The sequence below is a fragment of the Lysinibacillus sp. NPDC097195 genome (genome assembly GCF_044762075.1).
Taxonomy (GTDB): domain Bacteria; phylum Bacillota; class Bacilli; order Bacillales_A; family Planococcaceae; genus Lysinibacillus.
In genome coordinates this window covers 36,955-54,151 of the sequence record NZ_JBIWDP010000004.1, presented here as the reverse complement: position 1 = coordinate 54,151, position 17,197 = coordinate 36,955, and the positions used below count along the sequence as shown (strand labels likewise).

Annotated in this window: 16 protein-coding genes and 2 other annotated features (1 of these 18 cut by a window edge); all 16 genes read left to right on the top strand. The window is 39.7% G+C overall.

What is annotated here, in order from left to right; all coding sequences use genetic code 11:
• Positions 1 to 173: a binding site (T-box leader), on the top strand (it extends 48 nt beyond the left edge of the window).
• 165 nt (positions 174 to 338) lie between these two features.
• Complete coding sequence (gene cysE, locus ACIQXI_RS17370; RefSeq protein WP_402927324.1) at positions 339 to 989, top strand: serine O-acetyltransferase; 651 nt, start codon at positions 339 to 341, stop codon at positions 987 to 989.
• Positions 986 to 2,386, top strand: coding sequence for a cysteine--tRNA ligase (cysS, locus tag ACIQXI_RS17365; protein WP_402927322.1), 1,401 nt, complete (start codon positions 986 to 988; stop codon positions 2,384 to 2,386). The genes cysE and cysS overlap by 4 nt, the downstream gene beginning before the upstream one ends.
• A 5-nt stretch (positions 2,387 to 2,391) precedes the next feature.
• Positions 2,392 to 2,811: a Mini-ribonuclease 3 gene (locus ACIQXI_RS17360; RefSeq protein WP_483869718.1), complete on the top strand. Its 420-nt coding sequence runs from the start codon at positions 2,392 to 2,394 to the stop codon at positions 2,809 to 2,811.
• Complete coding sequence (rlmB, locus tag ACIQXI_RS17355; protein WP_402927320.1) at positions 2,811 to 3,563, top strand: 23S rRNA (guanosine(2251)-2'-O)-methyltransferase RlmB; 753 nt, start codon at positions 2,811 to 2,813, stop codon at positions 3,561 to 3,563. The genes ACIQXI_RS17360 and rlmB overlap by 1 nt, the downstream gene beginning before the upstream one ends.
• Positions 3,564 to 3,565: 2 nt before the next feature.
• Positions 3,566 to 4,078 (top strand): NYN domain-containing protein, encoded by a 513-nt coding sequence (locus ACIQXI_RS17350; RefSeq protein ID WP_139859441.1) that lies wholly within the window; start codon positions 3,566 to 3,568, stop codon positions 4,076 to 4,078.
• Between the two features lie 68 nt (positions 4,079 to 4,146).
• Positions 4,147 to 4,794: an RNA polymerase sporulation sigma factor SigH gene (sigH, locus tag ACIQXI_RS17345; RefSeq protein WP_402927319.1), complete on the top strand. Its 648-nt coding sequence runs from the start codon at positions 4,147 to 4,149 to the stop codon at positions 4,792 to 4,794.
• A gap of 77 nt (positions 4,795 to 4,871) precedes the next feature.
• A complete protein-coding gene (rpmG, locus tag ACIQXI_RS17340; RefSeq protein ID WP_402927318.1) occupies positions 4,872 to 5,018 on the top strand; it encodes a 50S ribosomal protein L33 in 147 nt (48 codons plus the stop codon).
• Between the two features lie 48 nt (positions 5,019 to 5,066).
• Positions 5,067 to 5,252: a preprotein translocase subunit SecE gene (secE, locus tag ACIQXI_RS17335; protein WP_004233589.1), complete on the top strand. Its 186-nt coding sequence runs from the start codon at positions 5,067 to 5,069 to the stop codon at positions 5,250 to 5,252.
• Between the two features lie 311 nt (positions 5,253 to 5,563).
• Entirely contained in the window at positions 5,564 to 6,097 is a 534-nt protein-coding gene (gene nusG / locus ACIQXI_RS17330) for a transcription termination/antitermination protein NusG (protein WP_402927316.1), read from the top strand.
• Between the two features lie 230 nt (positions 6,098 to 6,327).
• Positions 6,328 to 6,753, top strand: coding sequence for a 50S ribosomal protein L11 (gene rplK, locus ACIQXI_RS17325; protein ID WP_004233593.1), 426 nt, complete (start codon positions 6,328 to 6,330; stop codon positions 6,751 to 6,753).
• A gap of 117 nt (positions 6,754 to 6,870) precedes the next feature.
• Positions 6,871 to 7,569, top strand: coding sequence for a 50S ribosomal protein L1 (gene rplA, locus ACIQXI_RS17320; protein WP_402927315.1), 699 nt, complete (start codon positions 6,871 to 6,873; stop codon positions 7,567 to 7,569).
• Positions 7,570 to 7,624: 55 nt separating this feature from the next.
• Positions 7,625 to 7,771: a sequence feature (ribosomal protein L10 leader region), on the top strand.
• A gap of 32 nt (positions 7,772 to 7,803) precedes the next feature.
• A complete protein-coding gene (gene rplJ, locus ACIQXI_RS17315; protein WP_173479249.1) occupies positions 7,804 to 8,304 on the top strand; it encodes a 50S ribosomal protein L10 in 501 nt (166 codons plus the stop codon).
• A gap of 73 nt (positions 8,305 to 8,377) precedes the next feature.
• On the top strand, positions 8,378 to 8,737 hold the full coding sequence (gene rplL, locus ACIQXI_RS17310; protein WP_010860618.1) for a 50S ribosomal protein L7/L12: 360 nt from the start codon (positions 8,378 to 8,380) through the stop codon (positions 8,735 to 8,737).
• Positions 8,738 to 8,812: 75 nt separating this feature from the next.
• Entirely contained in the window at positions 8,813 to 9,415 is a 603-nt protein-coding gene (locus ACIQXI_RS17305) for a class I SAM-dependent methyltransferase (RefSeq protein ID WP_402927314.1), read from the top strand.
• A gap of 242 nt (positions 9,416 to 9,657) precedes the next feature.
• Entirely contained in the window at positions 9,658 to 13,233 is a 3,576-nt protein-coding gene (gene rpoB, locus ACIQXI_RS17300; RefSeq protein ID WP_402927313.1) for a DNA-directed RNA polymerase subunit beta, read from the top strand.
• Positions 13,234 to 13,439: 206 nt separating this feature from the next.
• Entirely contained in the window at positions 13,440 to 17,126 is a 3,687-nt protein-coding gene (gene rpoC / locus ACIQXI_RS17295; protein WP_402927311.1) for a DNA-directed RNA polymerase subunit beta', read from the top strand.
• The last annotated feature ends 71 nt before the right edge of the window (positions 17,127 to 17,197 follow it).

Sequence of the window (17,197 nt, the reverse complement as noted above, 5' to 3'; positions counted from 1 at the left end):
GACCATCACCGGCTGTAAGTGGTCTGAGCCAAGGCAAAACCGAAATGCACCTTTGAGCGTAGAGCTGAACATTGAGTAGGCTTTATCGGTTCGTTCCCGTTATAGGACGTCCAAAGTGGAAGGCTTATGCTTTCAATCAGAGTGGAACCGCGCAAATTTTCAGCGTCTCTGTCATTCCTTTATGGAGTGATAGGGGCGCTTTTTATTTTTTTATAGCTATTCAAGTATTACATGTAAGAGGGCAATCATTACTAGTAACAATAGGTTTGAAAGTGATTTTTGCGCGAGGTTTTTGTAGGCTATTCCAACACATAATGTATCGAAAAGGGGGAGTTTTGATGTTTAAAAGAATGAAGGAAGATGTAGAGACTATTTTTGAAAATGACCCAGCAGCACGCAGTGTACTTGAAGTTGTGTTAACATATTCAGGTCTACATGCTACATGGGCACATCGTATTGCGCATTGGTTTTTTAAAAGACGTTTTTATTTTATCGCACGCGTCATTTCGCAAGTGAGTCGCTTCTTTACAGGAATCGAAATACACCCTGGTGCTAAAATTGGTCGCCGCTTCTTCATTGACCATGGTATGGGTGTTGTTATAGGAGAAACATGTGAGATTGGTGATAATGTGACACTTTATCAAGGTGTGACACTTGGGGGCACAGGGAAAGAAAAAGGCAAGCGCCATCCGACATTACAAGATAATGTATTAGTTGCCACTGGAGCTAAAGTATTAGGTTCTATTACAATTGGTGAGAATAGTAAAATCGGTGCGGGATCAGTCGTATTAAAAGAAGTACCACCCAACGCAACGGTAGTAGGTATTCCGGGTAAAGTGGTGATGAAAGATGGTGTTCGTTTAGAGAAAAAACTAGACCACCAAAATATTCCTGACCCTGTGGAGGAACGCTGTCAAGGTTTCGAAAAGCAAATAGCGAAATTGCAAGAAGAAATCGGACGCTTACAAAAGGAGAGAGAAAGACAATGAGTATTCAAATTTTCAACTCATTAACAAGACAAAAGGAAACATTCGTACCGCTAGAAGAAGGAAAAGTTAAAATGTATGTTTGCGGTCCGACGGTTTATAACTATATTCATATCGGCAATTCACGTCCTGTAATTGTTTATGATACCGTACGACGCTATTTACAATATCAAGGCTACGATGTGAAATTTGTATCAAATTTCACGGATGTAGACGATAAAATTATTAAAGCAGCCAACGAGCTTGGTGAAGAAGTGCATGAACTGACAGATCGTTTTATCGCCGCTTATTTTGAAGATGTAACAGCCTTAGGATGCAAAAAGGCAGATGTTCATCCTCGAGTAACAGATCATATGGATGACATTATTGAATTTATTAAAGTGTTAATCGACAAAGGCTATGCATATGAATCAGCTGGTGATGTTTACTACCGCACGCGAAAATTTAATGGCTACGGTAAGCTGTCGCATCAATCAGTGGATGATTTAAAAATTGGTGCGCGTATTGAAGCGGGTGAGAAAAAAGATGATGCATTAGATTTTGCATTATGGAAAGCGGCAAAACCAGGTGAGATCTATTGGGAAAGTCCTTGGGGCAACGGTCGTCCAGGATGGCATATTGAATGCTCGGTCATGGCACGAGAGCATTTAGGTGATACAATTGATATACATGCAGGTGGTCAAGATTTAACATTCCCGCACCATGAAAATGAAATTGCGCAATCTGAAGCACATAACGATACAACGTTTGCGCGCTACTGGATGCATAATGGATATATTAATATAGATAATGAAAAAATGTCTAAATCCCTTGGTAATTTTGTGCTCGTCAACGATATTCGTCAACAGATTGATCCGCAAATTTTACGTTTCTTTATGTTATCTGTTCATTATCGTCACCCAATTAATTTTGCTAAAGATTTAGTGGATGCTGCCGCTACTGGTTTGGAGCGTATTCGTACGTCTTACAATAACGTTAAATATCGTTTATCTGCTACTACAAGTCTCGGTGATTGCTCAGAGGAATGGCTCCGTCAAATTGCTGCACAAAAAATGCAGTTTGAAGAAGCGATGAATGATGATTTCAATACAGCAAATGCTATATCAGTATTATTTGAACTTGCGCGTATTGCTAATATTTACTTAAATGAAACGAATACTGATGAGAAAGTATTATTAACTTTTGTTGAAACTTTTGAGGTGTTAGGTGACGTCTTAGGTATTGAATTTGCAAAAGAAGCAGAACTACTGGACGAAGAAGTCGAAGCACTTTTACAGGAACGCGTGGAAGCACGTAAAAATCGTGATTTTGCTCGCTCGGATGAAATTCGTGACCATTTACAAGCGCAAGGTATCATTTTAGAAGATACACGCCAAGGGACAAGATGGAAACGAGGGTAAGAAACTTGGATAAACTCCGAAATGAAGATGTTAAGCAATTAAATGCATTAGCGCTGGCATATATGGGAGATGCGGTTTTAGAACAAAAAGTACGTGAGTATTTGTTGCGTAGTGGACGTGTAAAACCGAATACACTCCATAGAGAAGCAACGCGTTATGTTTCAGCAAAGGCACAGTCTACAATTGTACATCGCATGATGGATGAACATTTTTTAACAGAGCAGGAATTGGCTGTGTTCCGACGAGGACGTAATGCTAAGTCCGGATCTGTTCCGAAAAATACCGATGTCCAAACATACCGGAATAGCTCCGGCTTTGAGGCAGTGCTTGGAAGTTTGTACTTACTTGGTGAATTAGAACGCGTTTATGCCATCATTGCATACGCCATTCAAATAATCGAGGAATTAAAAGGAGTGTCAAAATAATGGCAGAACAAAATGGTGAAATTATTGCCGGTAAAAACCCAGTGTTAGAAGCACTTCGTTCAGGCCGCGATATGAATAAAGTATGGATAGCAGAAGGTGTAAAAAAATCAGGGGTCAATGAACTGCTTGATTTAGCGCGTGAACGTGGCATCATTGTGCAATTTGTACCGAAGAAAAAGGTCGATCAATTATCAGATGCTAACCATCAAGGAATTGTTGCCTCTGTTGCAGCTTATAGCTATGCAGAGATAGATGATTTATTTGCTGCGGCGCAAAACAAACAAGAGGATCCATTTTTCCTAATTTTAGATGAATTAGAAGACCCGCATAATTTAGGATCGATTATGCGAACTGCAGATGCCATTGGTGTACATGGTATAATTATTCCAAAGCGTCGCTCAGTAAGTTTGACAGCAGTGGTGGCGAAGGCTTCGACAGGAGCGATTGAGCATGTACCTGTTGTGCGTGTTAATAACCTTGCCCAAACTGTCGATGAATTAAAAGAACGAGGCGTATGGATTGCTGGTACAGATGCCAAAGGTTCTGCTGATTATCGCAAGATGGATGCAACCTTACCACTTGCCATTATCATTGGCAGTGAAGGTAAAGGGATGGGGCGTTTATTAAAAGAGAAATGTGACTTTTTATATCATCTGCCTATGGTAGGGCATGTCACATCATTAAATGCTTCAGTAGCTGCCGCGCTTTTAATGTATGAAGTGTATCGTAAACGTCAAGAAGCGAATGCGTAACGATGAAAAACATTTTGCTTGTTGACGGCTATAATATGATTGGAGCTTGGAAAGAGCTACGTCCATTACGTGACACAAATTTTGAAGACGCACGTAAGCGTTTAATAGAGCTTATGGCTGAATATAAGGCGGCAATAGGTTGGCGCGTCATTGTAGTGTTTGACGCCCATCTTGTGCCGGGTGTGGAGCAATCTTATATAGAAAATGGTGTAGAAATCATTTATACAAGGAAAAATGAAACAGCAGATGAACGCATCGAGAAGATGACGCATGAGCTAAAGGCAAGACATGTACAAATTCACGTGGCGACTTCCGATATGGCAGAGCAAAGTGTTATTTTTGGTAATGGTGCGCTACGCAAATCGGCAAGAGAGCTTGAAATTGATATGAGCATTATACAACATAAAATTTCCCACGATGTAAAACGCAAGCAAGATAGCAAGCCACCTTCGCGCATTGAATTAAAGCCGGATGTGGCACTTGCCTTCGAAAAGTGGCGCCGTGGTTTAAAATGATACATTGACGCATATTTTCCAATTCCGTTATACTGTTCCTAATTATCTGTTGTAGCTGAGGTGATACCATGTTTAAAAATAGTATTGTACAAGTGACACAAGATTTTGAACGATTCAATGATGAAGAGCTTATTGAAATGGTGCATCAAGGTAATACAGATGCGTTAGATTTTTTAATTACAAAATATCGATTGTTAGTAAGGGCAAAGGCGAGATCTTATTTCTTAATTGGTGCTGATAAAGAAGATATTGTGCAAGAAGGTATGATTGGATTGTATAAAGCTGTTCGTGATTTTAAAGAGGACAAGCTAGCTTCTTTTCGTGCTTTTGCGGAGCTATGTATAACAAGACAAATCATAACCGCTATCAAAACAGCAACGAGGCAAAAACATATTCCGCTAAATTCCTATGTTTCATTAGATAAACCTATTTTTGATGAGGAATCGGATCGAACATTAATGGATGTGTTAACAGGCGCTATTATGGATGATCCAGAAGAGTTAATGATTCATAGAGAAGAGTTTGGCTATTTAGAAGAAAAAATGAGCGAGATTTTAAGTGAACTAGAGTTGCAAGTATTAGCTTTATACTTAGATGGCCAATCGTATCATGAAATTTCTGCTAAATTAAATCGCCATGTGAAATCAATTGACAATGCTTTGCAACGAGTGAAGCGGAAATTAGAGCGCCATTTAGTGCTTGAGGAAATGTCCTAGAGGGCACCTACCCTTGTTGACATTGACAATTTTAGGTGTTAGTCTTTAAAAGACAAAGTGCCGAAAAGGTGATTATAATGGCAAAGAAAGTCGTGCTAAATTGTGAAAAATGCGGATCGAGAAATTACACAGTTCCTGCTAAGGGAGATACTACTGTACGCCTCGAATTAAAGAAATATTGTTCGCATTGCAATGAACATACAGTGCATAAACAAACGCTATAAAATATTTTGTAAATAGACAGATATGATTGATTCGGAGGTTAGGCTAGAATGGGTAAGATTAAAAGTTTTTTCAGCGACGTAATGTCGGAAATGCGAAAAACTAGCTGGCCAAAAAGTAAAGAACTGACGAAATATACAGTCGTTGTAATTTCAACTGTAGTAATTATGGCTTTATTTTTTGTGTTAGTAGACTTAGGTATTTCATCATTATTCCGCTGGTACTTAGATTTATAATTTAGAAAAGAGCATGTTAATACTTTTGAAAATAGCCCGTCCTTTACAATAACGGGTTTTTTCGTTTGTTTTATGAAGTGAAGAGCAGTAAAATATTCACATTATGATAAGTGTGCTACTAGGAAAAGTATGTTAGTAGCAATAGATGACTATGCTAATTAGGTGTATATCATCGAGCTTTCGCTTGCTAAGGCGAAAGCTATGTTTTTCTTATGGGAAGTTTGTGAAAAGAATAAAGGATGCATTTTGCATATCGCGATCATTTTCACTTTTATTAGTAAGGGAGGGACGGACGAGTAGTCCTAGCAGTTATGGAGAAAAATTGGTATGTTGTTCATACGTATTCAGGGTATGAGAACCGTGTAAAAGCAAACCTAGAAAAACGTGTTGAAACAATGGGGATGCAAGATAAAATCTTCCGTGTGATCGTGCCTGAGCACGAGGAAACAGAAATGAAGGACGGCAAAAAGAAGACAATGATGCGTAAGGTCTTCCCTGGTTATGTTCTAGTTGAGCTAATTATGACAGATGATTCTTGGTATGTTGTCCGCAATACACCAGGTGTTACTGGATTTATTGGTTCATCAGGTGGCGGAGCGAAACCAACGCCTCTTTTACCAGAAGAAGCGGATCGTCTATTACAACAAATGGGCATGACTGATAAAATTGTGGAAATCGATATTACTGTTGGTGAAGCAGTTGAAGTATTAGAAGGACCATTTGCGCACTTCCAAGGACGTGTTGAAGAAATCGACGCCGAAAAAGGAAAGCTGAAAGTTTCTGTAGATATGTTTGGTCGCGAAACGATTATGGAGCTAGATTTTGAACAAATTCAAAAATTATAGTATTACATTCTAGTACCATATTACGTACGATTGAGCGTATATCGCAGATTTTGTTAATTACTACTTGCTTAAAAAAATTAAAAGTGGTATCATTTCAAAGGTCAGACTGTCATACTTCGGATGACGTCTGTAATGATAATTTTAATGTTATCGGCACTTAGCTGACAGACAGATATTGAGTGGGAGGGGCAACCCAATTACCACATCACGGACTTAAGGAGGTGTGTCTCGTGGCTAAAAAAGTTATTAAAGTTGTTAAACTTCAAATCCCTGCTGGTAAAGCAAACCCAGCTCCACCGGTTGGTCCTGCATTAGGTCAAGCAGGTGTGAACATCATGGGATTCTGTAAAGAATTCAATGCGCGTACTGCTGATCAAGCTGGTCTTATTATTCCAGTTGAAATTTCAGTATTCGAGGACCGTTCATTTACTTTCATTACGAAAACTCCACCTGCAGCAGTTTTACTTAAAGTAGCAGCTGGTATCCAATCTGGATCTGGTGAACCAAACCGTAAAAAAGTTGCAACGGTTAAACGTGATAAAGTTCGCGAAATCGCTGAAACTAAAATGCCAGACCTTAACGCTGCTTCAGTTGAAGCTGCTATGTTAATGGTTGAAGGTACTGCACGAAGCATGGGTATTGTTATCGAAGACTAATCCCAGTTACTTGATGTTTTTGTTTTTTGGAAGGTTGCGGAGTTTCTTTGTGAACGCGCAACCTTTATTCGTGGGAGGTAAAATCCGCTATAACCACAATCAAGGAGGAAATATATAATGGCTAAAAAAGGTAAAAAACTGCAAGATGCAGCTAAATTAATCGACCGTAACAACGTATACGGCGCACAAGAAGCAATCGAACTTGCTCAAAAAACTAGCACAGTAAACTTCGACGCTACTGTAGAAGTTGCTTTCCGTTTAGGAATCGATACTCGTAAAAACGATCAACAAATCCGTGGTGCAGTAGTACTACCAAACGGTACTGGTAAAACTCAACGCGTATTAGTATTCGCTAAAGGTGAAAAACTTAAAGAAGCAGAAGCTGCTGGCGCTGATTATGTAGGCGATGCAGAATACATCCAAAAAATCCAACAAGGTTGGTTTGACTTCGATGTAATCGTAGCAACTCCTGACATGATGGGTGAAGTTGGTAAACTTGGTCGTGTATTAGGACCTAAAGGTTTAATGCCAAACCCTAAAACAGGTACAGTTACATTTGACGTAACAAAAGCTATCGAAGAAATCAAAGCAGGTAAAGTAGAATACCGTGCTGATAAAGCTGGTATCATCCACGCTCCTATCGGTAAAGTTTCTTTCTCTACAGAAAAATTAGTAGAAAACTTCTTAACTGTATTTGACGTTGTTCAAAAAGCAAAACCTGCTGCAGCTAAAGGTACTTACATGAAATCTGTAAACGTTACAACTACAATGGGCCCAGCTATCAAAATTGATGCTGCTAACGTAGTAGTAAAGTAATTTTTATATAAATCGATTGACAGCTATCCGTATCTTTGGTAAGATGGATGCTGTTGTGAATCATCCATTTGTACCGTAGACAGTAGGAGTGACTTGTCACTTAATGATCCTACCGAGGACATCGGAATTCGGATTCTTATTTTAAAGATGATGACTTTCAGCCTCTGTGTCTATATGACTCAGAGGCTTTACTTTTGTCGGTATAAATGACCCATTCTAATAGGAGGTGTCATCATGAGCAAAGCAATCGAAAACAAACAATCACAAGTGCAAGAAATCACTGAAAAATTCCAAGGCGCTGCATCTGTAGTAGTAGTGGATTACCGTGGTCTTAACGTTGCACAAGTGACGGAACTTCGTAAACAACTTCGTGAAGCTGGTGTTGAGTTTAAAGTTTACAAAAACACTTTAACTCGTCGTGCTGCTGAAGCTGCTGGCGTTGAAGGAATCAATGAAGTATTAACTGGTCCTAACGCAATCGCGTTCTCATCTGAAGATGTTGTAGCTCCTGCTAAAATCATCAACGAGTTCGCTAAGAAAAACGAAGCTTTAGAAATTAAAGCGGGTATTATTGAAGGTACGATTTCTTCTGTTGAAGATGTTAAAGCACTTGCAGAACTTCCATCACGCGAAGGTCTTCTTTCAATGCTTTTATCTGTACTTCAAGCTCCAGTGCGCAACTTCGCACTTGCAACAAAAGCTGTTGCAGAACAAAAAGAAGAACAAGGCGCGTAATTCTTTACGTCGCATAACTTCCGCGGCTTGACCGCAAAAAAACTAAAACACATCCAATTAGGAGGAAATTATAATGAACAAAGAGCAAATCTTAGAAGCTATCAAAGCTATGACAGTTCTTGAATTAAACGATTTAGTAAAAGCTATCGAAGAAGAATTCGGTGTAACAGCTGCTGCTCCAGTAGCAGTAGTTGCTGGCGGTGCTGCTGCAGCTGAAGAAAAAACAGAATTCGACGTAGTATTAGCATCTGCTGGTGCAGAAAAAATTAAAGTAATCAAAGTGGTTCGCGAAATCACTGGTTTAGGTCTTAAAGAAGCTAAAGAAGTTGTAGATAACGCTCCTAAAGCTCTTAAAGAAGGCGTATCTAAAGATGAAGCTGAACAAATCAAAGCTAAACTTGAAGAAGTTGGCGCATCTGTAGAAGTTAAGTAATCTCGTATTACTTCTATACAAAAGGAAAGCTCGTCATTGTGGCGAGCTTTTTCTTCATTCTGAGGAGGCGTGAAAATGTCAGATCACTATTATACAAGTAAGCCTCAAACTGAAAGTAAACCTCGTCACTGGACGTTCAAGTTACTTGGGCATACGTTTTCCTTTGAAACGGATGCAGGTGTATTTAGTAAAAGCGAAGTAGATTTTGGATCCCGTGTATTAATAGATGCGTTTCAAATGCCGGATGTCGAGGGAGAGATTTTCGATGTAGGCTGTGGGTATGGACCAATCGGCTTATCTATTGCCAAAGCAAACCCTGAGCGTACCGTTTTAATGATGGATATTAATGAACGAGCAGTTGCGCTTTCTCAAAAAAATGCGCAAGTAAACGGTGTTCAAAATGTACGAATTTTTGTGAGTGACGGACTATCGAATGTTGATGATGAGGCGAAGGCAGCAGCTATTTTAACCAATCCTCCTATTCGTGCAGGAAAGGACACAGTTTTCCGCTTTTACGATGGTGCTTATAATAAACTAGTGACTTCTGGAGAGCTGTGGGTAGTCATTCAGAAAAAGCAAGGTGCGCCATCAACGGTTAGCTATTTAGAAGAAAAATTTTCTGAAGTCGATGTTGTGGAGAAGAAAAAAGGCTACTGGATAGTGCGTGCAAAAAAATAAATGAAATATGTATAAAATATTGACTTGACAAAACGGCTATGATAATATGATACAATGCAAAAATATTATTTTGAGGTCGTGTGCCCTTTTGGTATATGAATGATTTAATATGGGTATACTTGCCAAGATAAGTTTAGTTAACCGAAAATGAGATCTTTTTGAAGACTCGTTTTCTTTTTGTCTTTCGAAATCATACACTATTTGGATGATTTTGCAAAGACCTAATATCGCTTTATTGAGGGGTGAATGAGTTGACAGGTCAACTAGTTCAGTACGGACAACACCGCCAGCGTAGAAGCTTTGCGCGTATTAAAGAGGTGCTTGAGCTTCCAAATCTGATTGAGATTCAAACGGCGTCTTACGAGTGGTTCCTTGAAGAAGGTTTACGTGAAATGTTCCGTGACATTTCGCCGATCGAGGACTTTACAGGTAATCTTTCATTAGAATTCATCGATTATTCATTAGGTGATCCTAAGTATGATGTCGATGAGTGTAAAGAGCGAGATGTTACTTACGCAGCTCCATTACGTGTGAAAGTACGTCTTTACAACAAAGAAACAGACGAAGTGAAAGAACAAGATGTATTTATGGGTGACTTCCCATTAATGACAGAAACAGGTACGTTCATTATCAATGGTGCTGAACGTGTTATCGTTTCACAATTAGTTCGATCACCAAGTGTGTATTTCCATGATAAAACTGATAAAAACGGTAAAAAAGGCTTCGGTGCGACAGTAATTCCAAACCGTGGTGCTTGGTTAGAATATGAAACTGACGCGAAAGATGTAGTATACGTGCGTATTGATCGTACTCGTAAGCTACCAGTAACAGTGTTGCTTCGCGCATTAGGTTTCGGTTCAGATCAAGAAATTATCGATATTATCGGTGATAACGAGTATTTACGTAATACGCTAGAGAAAGATAACTCTGAAAGTACTGAAAAAGCACTTTTAGAAATCTATGAGCGTTTACGTCCAGGTGAGCCACCAACAGTAGAAAGTGCGAAAAGTTTATTATACTCTCGTTTCTTCGATGCTAAACGCTATGATTTAGCGAATGTTGGTCGTTACAAAATGAACAAAAAGCTTCACATTAAAAATCGTTTATTCAACCAAACGATTGCTGAGACGCTTGTTGATCCAGAAACAGGCGAAATTTTAGTAGAGAAGGGTACTGTACTTGATCGTCGTACTTTAGATAAGATTTTACCTTACCTAGAGGATTCTTCTAAAGGTATCGGCTTCCGCACTTTATCACAAGTTGGCGGCGTGCTAGAAGATGACGTAACAATCCAATCTATTAAAATTTATGCACCAAAAGATGAAGCGCAAAAAGAAATCAATGTAATTGGCAATGCCTACATTGACGAAGAAGTGAAGAATATTACGCCTGCTGATGTATTGTCTTCAGTAAGTTATTTCTTCAACCTACTTTACCAAGTAGGCGCAACAGATGATATTGACCATTTAGGTAACCGTCGTCTGCGTTCTGTTGGTGAATTATTACAAAATCAATTCCGTATCGGTTTATCTCGTATGGAACGTGTAGTACGTGAGCGTATGTCTATTAATGATACAGCCGCTATCGTACCACAACAATTAATCAATATTCGTCCAGTAATTGCGTCTATTAAAGAATTCTTTGGTAGTTCTCAATTATCTCAATTCATGGACCAAACAAACCCACTTGCAGAGTTAACGCATAAGCGTCGTCTATCTGCATTAGGGCCTGGTGGTTTAACGCGTGAACGCGCTGGTTTCGAAGTGCGTGACGTTCACTATTCTCACTATGGTCGTATGTGTCCAATTGAGACGCCTGAGGGACCGAACATTGGTTTAATTAACTCATTATCTTCATTCGCGAAGGTAAATAAATTCGGATTCATCGAAACACCATATCGTCGTATCGATCATGAAACTGGTCAAGTAACAGATCAAATTGATTACTTAACAGCTGATGAAGAAGATAACTACTATGTAGCACAAGCGAACTCTCCTTTAAATCCAGATGGAACATTCACTAACGATGAAGTTGTTGGTCGTTTCCGTGGAGATAACACTGTTTTCAGTAAAGCACAAATGGACTATATGGACGTATCACCGAAACAAGTAGTTTCTGCTGCGACTGCATGTATTCCTTTCTTAGAAAACGATGACTCTAACCGTGCACTTATGGGTGCAAACATGCAACGTCAAGCTGTTCCTCTTTTAAATCCAGAAGCTCCGTTTGTCGGTACTGGTATGGAACACGTAGATGCGCGTGACTCAGGTGCGGCTGTAGTAGCGAAATATGATGGAATTGTTGAACATGTTGAAGCTCGTTCAATCCACGTACGTCGCATTGAAACAGTTGACGGTAAAGAAGTTAAAGGCGATTTAACAAAATATAAATTACAAAAATTCATTCGTTCAAACCAAGGTACTTCATACAACCAACGTCCACTTGTAAAAGTTGGCGAACGTGTGAAACCTCGCGATATTTTAGCAGACGGTCCATCAATGGAAAATGGTGAGCTTGCATTAGGTCGTAACGTACTTGTTGCGTTCATGACTTGGAACGGGTTCAACTATGAGGATGCTGTTATCATGAGTGAACGCCTTGTAAAAGACGATGTATATACTTCAGTTCATATTGAAGAATACGAATCTGAATCTCGTGATACAAAATTAGGGCCTGAAGAAATTACACGCGACATTCCAAACGTAGGGGAAGATGCACTTCGTAACTTAGACGAACGTGGTATTATCCGTATCGGTGCGGAAGTACGTGATGGTGATATTCTTGTTGGTAAAGTAACGCCTAAAGGGGTTACGGAATTAACAGCTGAAGAGCGCTTATTACATGCAATCTTTGGTGAAAAGGCACGTGAAGTTCGTGATACTTCATTACGCGTACCACACGGTGCGGGTGGTATCATCCTTGACGTTAAAGTATTTAACCGTGAAGACGGCGATGAGTTACCACCAGGTGTTAACCAATTAGTTCGTGCTTACATTGTTCAAAAACGTAAAATCCGCGTAGGGGACAAAATGGCCGGACGACATGGTAACAAAGGGGTTATCTCTCGTATCTTACCGGAAGAGGATATGCCATTTATGCCAGATGGTACTCCTGTCGATATCATGTTAAACCCATTAGGTGTACCTTCTCGTATGAACATCGGACAAGTTTTAGAGCTACACTTAGGTATGGCTTCTCGCTACTTAGGTGTCCATATGGCAACGCCAGTATTTGATGGTGCCAACGAAGAAGACGTTTGGGAAACGATGGAAGAAGCAGGGATGAACCGTGACGGTAAAACAATCCTGTATGATGGACGTTCTGGTGAACCGTTCGATAACCGTGTATCTGTTGGTATCATGTACATGATCAAACTTGCACACATGGTTGACGATAAACTTCACGCTCGTTCAACTGGTCCTTACTCACTTGTTACGCAACAACCACTTGGTGGTAAAGCGCAGTTCGGTGGACAACGCTTTGGTGAGATGGAGGTATGGGCACTAGAAGCATATGGTGCGGCATACACACTTCAAGAAATTTTAACTGTTAAATCCGATGACGTGGTTGGTCGTGTGAAAACTTACGAAGCAATCGTTAAAGGGGAAAGCGTACCGGAGCCAGGCGTTCCAGAATCATTCAAAGTATTGATCAAAGAACTACAATCTCTTGGTATGGACGTTAAAATGTTAACAATCAATGATGAAGAAGTAGAGCTTCGCGATTTAGACGAAGAAGAAGATCTTCAACCAGCTGACGCACTTAATATTGCGCCACAGCCAGATACAGAAGAAGAGCCAGTAGAGTCTTTTGAATAATGGATAAGGTTAAGTTCACATTCGTGTGAATATGGTCAAACTTATTTTTCAAATTAGTCGGGCAGGATTTAACGCCCTGCCCGACTTTTCTTTACGAATGAAATCAATCTATTTGATCTTTTGTCGAAAATTTATTTTTGCAAACGATTGTCGAGCTGCGTAAAAGAGTCTTTATAAAGACCTATAACTAGAGGGAGGTAGGCTCCTTGATAGACGTTAATGAATTTGAATATATGAAAATTGGTTTAGCTTCTCCTGACAAGATTCGTTCTTGGTCATACGGTGAAGTAAAAAAACCAGAAACAATTAACTATCGTACATTAAAACCAGAAAAAGATGGTTTGTTCTGTGAACGTATTTTCGGTCCTACGAAAGACTGGGAATGTCACTGTGGTAAATACAAACGCGTGCGCTATAAAGGCGTAGTTTGTGACCGTTGTGGTGTTGAAGTAACACGTGCCAAAGTTCGTCGTGAACGTATGGGTCACATCGAATTAGCAGCGCCAGTTTCTCATATTTGGTACTTCAAAGGTATTCCAAGCCGTATGGGTCTTATTTTAGATATGTCTCCACGTGCTTTAGAAGAAGTAATTTACTTCGCATCGTACGTTGTCATCGAACCAGGTGCTACAAACTTAGAAAGCAAGCAATTACTTTCTGAAAAAGAGTACCGTGCATACCGTGAAAAATTCGGTAATACATTCGAAGCAGCGATGGGTGCTGAAGCAATTAAAAGACTTCTTGGTAAAATCGATCTTGAAGATGAAACGCATTCTTTAAAAGAAGAGTTAAAATCTGCACAAGGTCAACGCCGTACACGTGCGATTAAACGTCTTGAAGTGGTAGAATCGTTCCGTAACTCAGGTAACTCTCCAGAGTGGATGATTTTAGATGTACTGCCTGTTATTCCACCGGAGCTTCGTCCAATGGTTCAATTAGACGGTGGTCGTTTTGCAACATCTGACTTAAACGATTTATATCGTCGTGTAATCAACCGTAATAACCGTTTAAAACGTTTATTAGACCTTGGTGCACCAAGCATTATCGTTCAAAACGAAAAACGTATGTTACAAGAAGCAGTTGATGCATTAATTGATAACGGTCGTCGTGGTCGTCCAGTAACTGGACCAGGTAACCGTCCGTTAAAATCACTTTCACATATGTTAAAAGGGAAACAAGGTCGTTTCCGTCAAAACTTACTTGGTAAACGTGTTGACTATTCTGGTCGTTCCGTTATCGTAGTAGGTCCTAACTTAAAAATGTACCAATGCGGTCTACCGAAAGAAATGGCAATTGAGCTATTTAAACCTTTCGTTATGAAAGAGTTAGTAGAACGTGGTCTTGCACATAATATTAAATCTGCTAAACGTAAAATCGAACGTTTAAACAACGACGTATGGGACGTTTTAGAAGATGTTATTCGTGAGCATCCGGTATTATTAAACCGTGCACCAACGCTTCACCGTCTTGGTATCCAAGCATTTGAACCAACACTAGTTGAAGGTCGTGCAATCCGTCTTCACCCATTAGTATGTACAGCATACAACGCTGACTTCGATGGTGACCAAATGGCGGTTCACGTACCATTATCAGCAGAAGCGCAAGCTGAGGCTCGCCTATTAATGCTTGCTGCACAAAACATCCTAAACCCGAAAGATGGTAAACCAGTTGTTACACCATCTCAAGACATGGTATTAGGTAACTATTATTTAACGCTTGAACGTGAAAATGCACGCGGCGAAGGGTCTATTTTCTATGGACCGAACGAAGTGCTAATCGCATATGATACAGGTCATGTTCACTTGCATACTCGTATCGCGATTAAAGCAAGTTCACTAAATAACCCAACATTTACAGAAGAACAAAATAATATGTTCTTATTAACAACTGTTGGTAAAGTAATCTTTAACGAAATCTTGCCTGAATCATTCCCGTATATTAACGAACCGACTGATTTCAACTTAGAGCAAGAAACACCAGATAAATACTTCGCGAATTTAACAATTGACGAAGAAACGTTAGCAGAGCTTGAAGCAGATGCTGCTTACAGCCAATTAGATGAAAAAGGTAAAGTAGATGCACAACGTTCAGCAGTACTTCGCAAATATTTTGCATCAGTACCTGTTGTAAACCCATTCCGCAAGAAATTCTTAGGAAATATCATTGCAGAAGTGTTCAAACGTTTCCACATTACTGAAACATCTAAAATGCTAGACCGAATGAAAAACTTAGGTTTCAAATATTCTACTCGCGCTGGTATCACTGTTGGTGTATCTGACATCGTCGTATTACCAGACAAAGGTGATATTTTAGCAATAGCACAAGAGAAAGTAGATAAAGTTCAAGCGCAATTCCGTCGTGGTTTCATCACAGAAGAAGAGCGTTATGATCGTGTTATCTCTAGCTGGAGTGCAGCGAAAGATGAAATTCAAGCGAAACTGATGAAGTCTCTTGAGAAAACAAACCCAATCTTCATGATGTCTGACTCAGGTGCCCGTGGTAACGCATCTAACTTTACACAGTTAGCAGGTATGCGTGGTCTGATGGCCAACCCGGCTGGTCGTATTATCGAACTTCCAATCAAGTCTTCATTCCGTGAAGGTTTAACAGTATTGGAATACTTCATCTCAACACACGGTGCTCGTAAAGGTCTTGCCGATACAGCCCTAAAAACTGCCGACTCAGGTTACTTAACACGTCGTCTTGTAGACGTTGCACAAGATGTAATCGTTCGTGAAGATGATTGTGGAACTGACCGTGGCTTAACAATCGGTGCGTTAATGGAAGGTACAGAACTAATCGAAGCGTTAGACGAACGTATTGTTGGTCGTCATACGAAGAAAACGATTTTCCATCCAGAAACAGGCGATGTTATTTTAGAAAAAGACGGTTTAATCGATCAAGATATCGCTCGTATTATTACAGAAGCAGGTATCGAAGAAATTACAATCCGTTCTGCATTTACATGTAATACAAAACATGGTGTATGTAAAAAATGTTACGGCATGAACTTAGCAACTGGTGAAAAAGTTGAGGTTGGGGAAGCAGTTGGTATTATTGCGGCTCAATCAATCGGTGAACCAGGTACTCAGTTAACAATGCGTACATTCCATACAGGTGGGGTAGCCGGAGACGATATTACGCAAGGTCTTCCACGTATCCAAGAGATTTTCGAAGCACGTAATCCAAAAGGCCAATCTGTTATTTCTGAGATTGCTGGTACGGTTTCTGATATTACGGAAATTCGTGAAGGTCTAAAAGAAATTACAGTTCAAGGTGATGTAGAAACTCGTAAATACCAAGCACCGTATAATGCACGTCTAAAAGTTGTCGAAGGTGACGCAATTGAGCGTGGTCAAGTATTAACAGAAGGTTCTATCGATCCAAAACAATTATTAAAAGTAAAAGACGTTTCAACAGTTCAAGAATATTTACTAAAAGAAGTGCAAAAAGTATACCGTATGCAAGGGGTAGAAATTGGCGACAAACATATCGAAGTAATGGTACGCCAAATGCTTCGTAAAGTGCGCGTAATTGAAGCTGGTGATACAGAATTATTACCTGGTTCATTACTAGACATTCACCAATTCTCAGAGGCAAACGCAGATGCTGTGATGAACGGCAAAAACCCTGCAACTTGTCGCCCTGTAATTCTAGGTATTACAAAAGCTTCATTAGAAACTGAATCATTCTTATCTGCTGCATCATTCCAAGAAACAACTCGTGTGTTAACAGATGCTGCAATTAAAGGTAAGCGTGATGAACTTCTAGGATTAAAAGAGAACGTAATTATCGGTAAACTTGTTCCTGCAGGTACTGGTATGCAACGTTACCGTCAAATCCGCATTGAAAAAGATGAGCTTGATGCAGAAGATTTAGTTTCTGCTGAATAACTGAAATGAAAGCTCCGAAGAGATGACAAAAGTGCATCTCTTCGGACTTTTTAAAGATATTAGTTGACAGT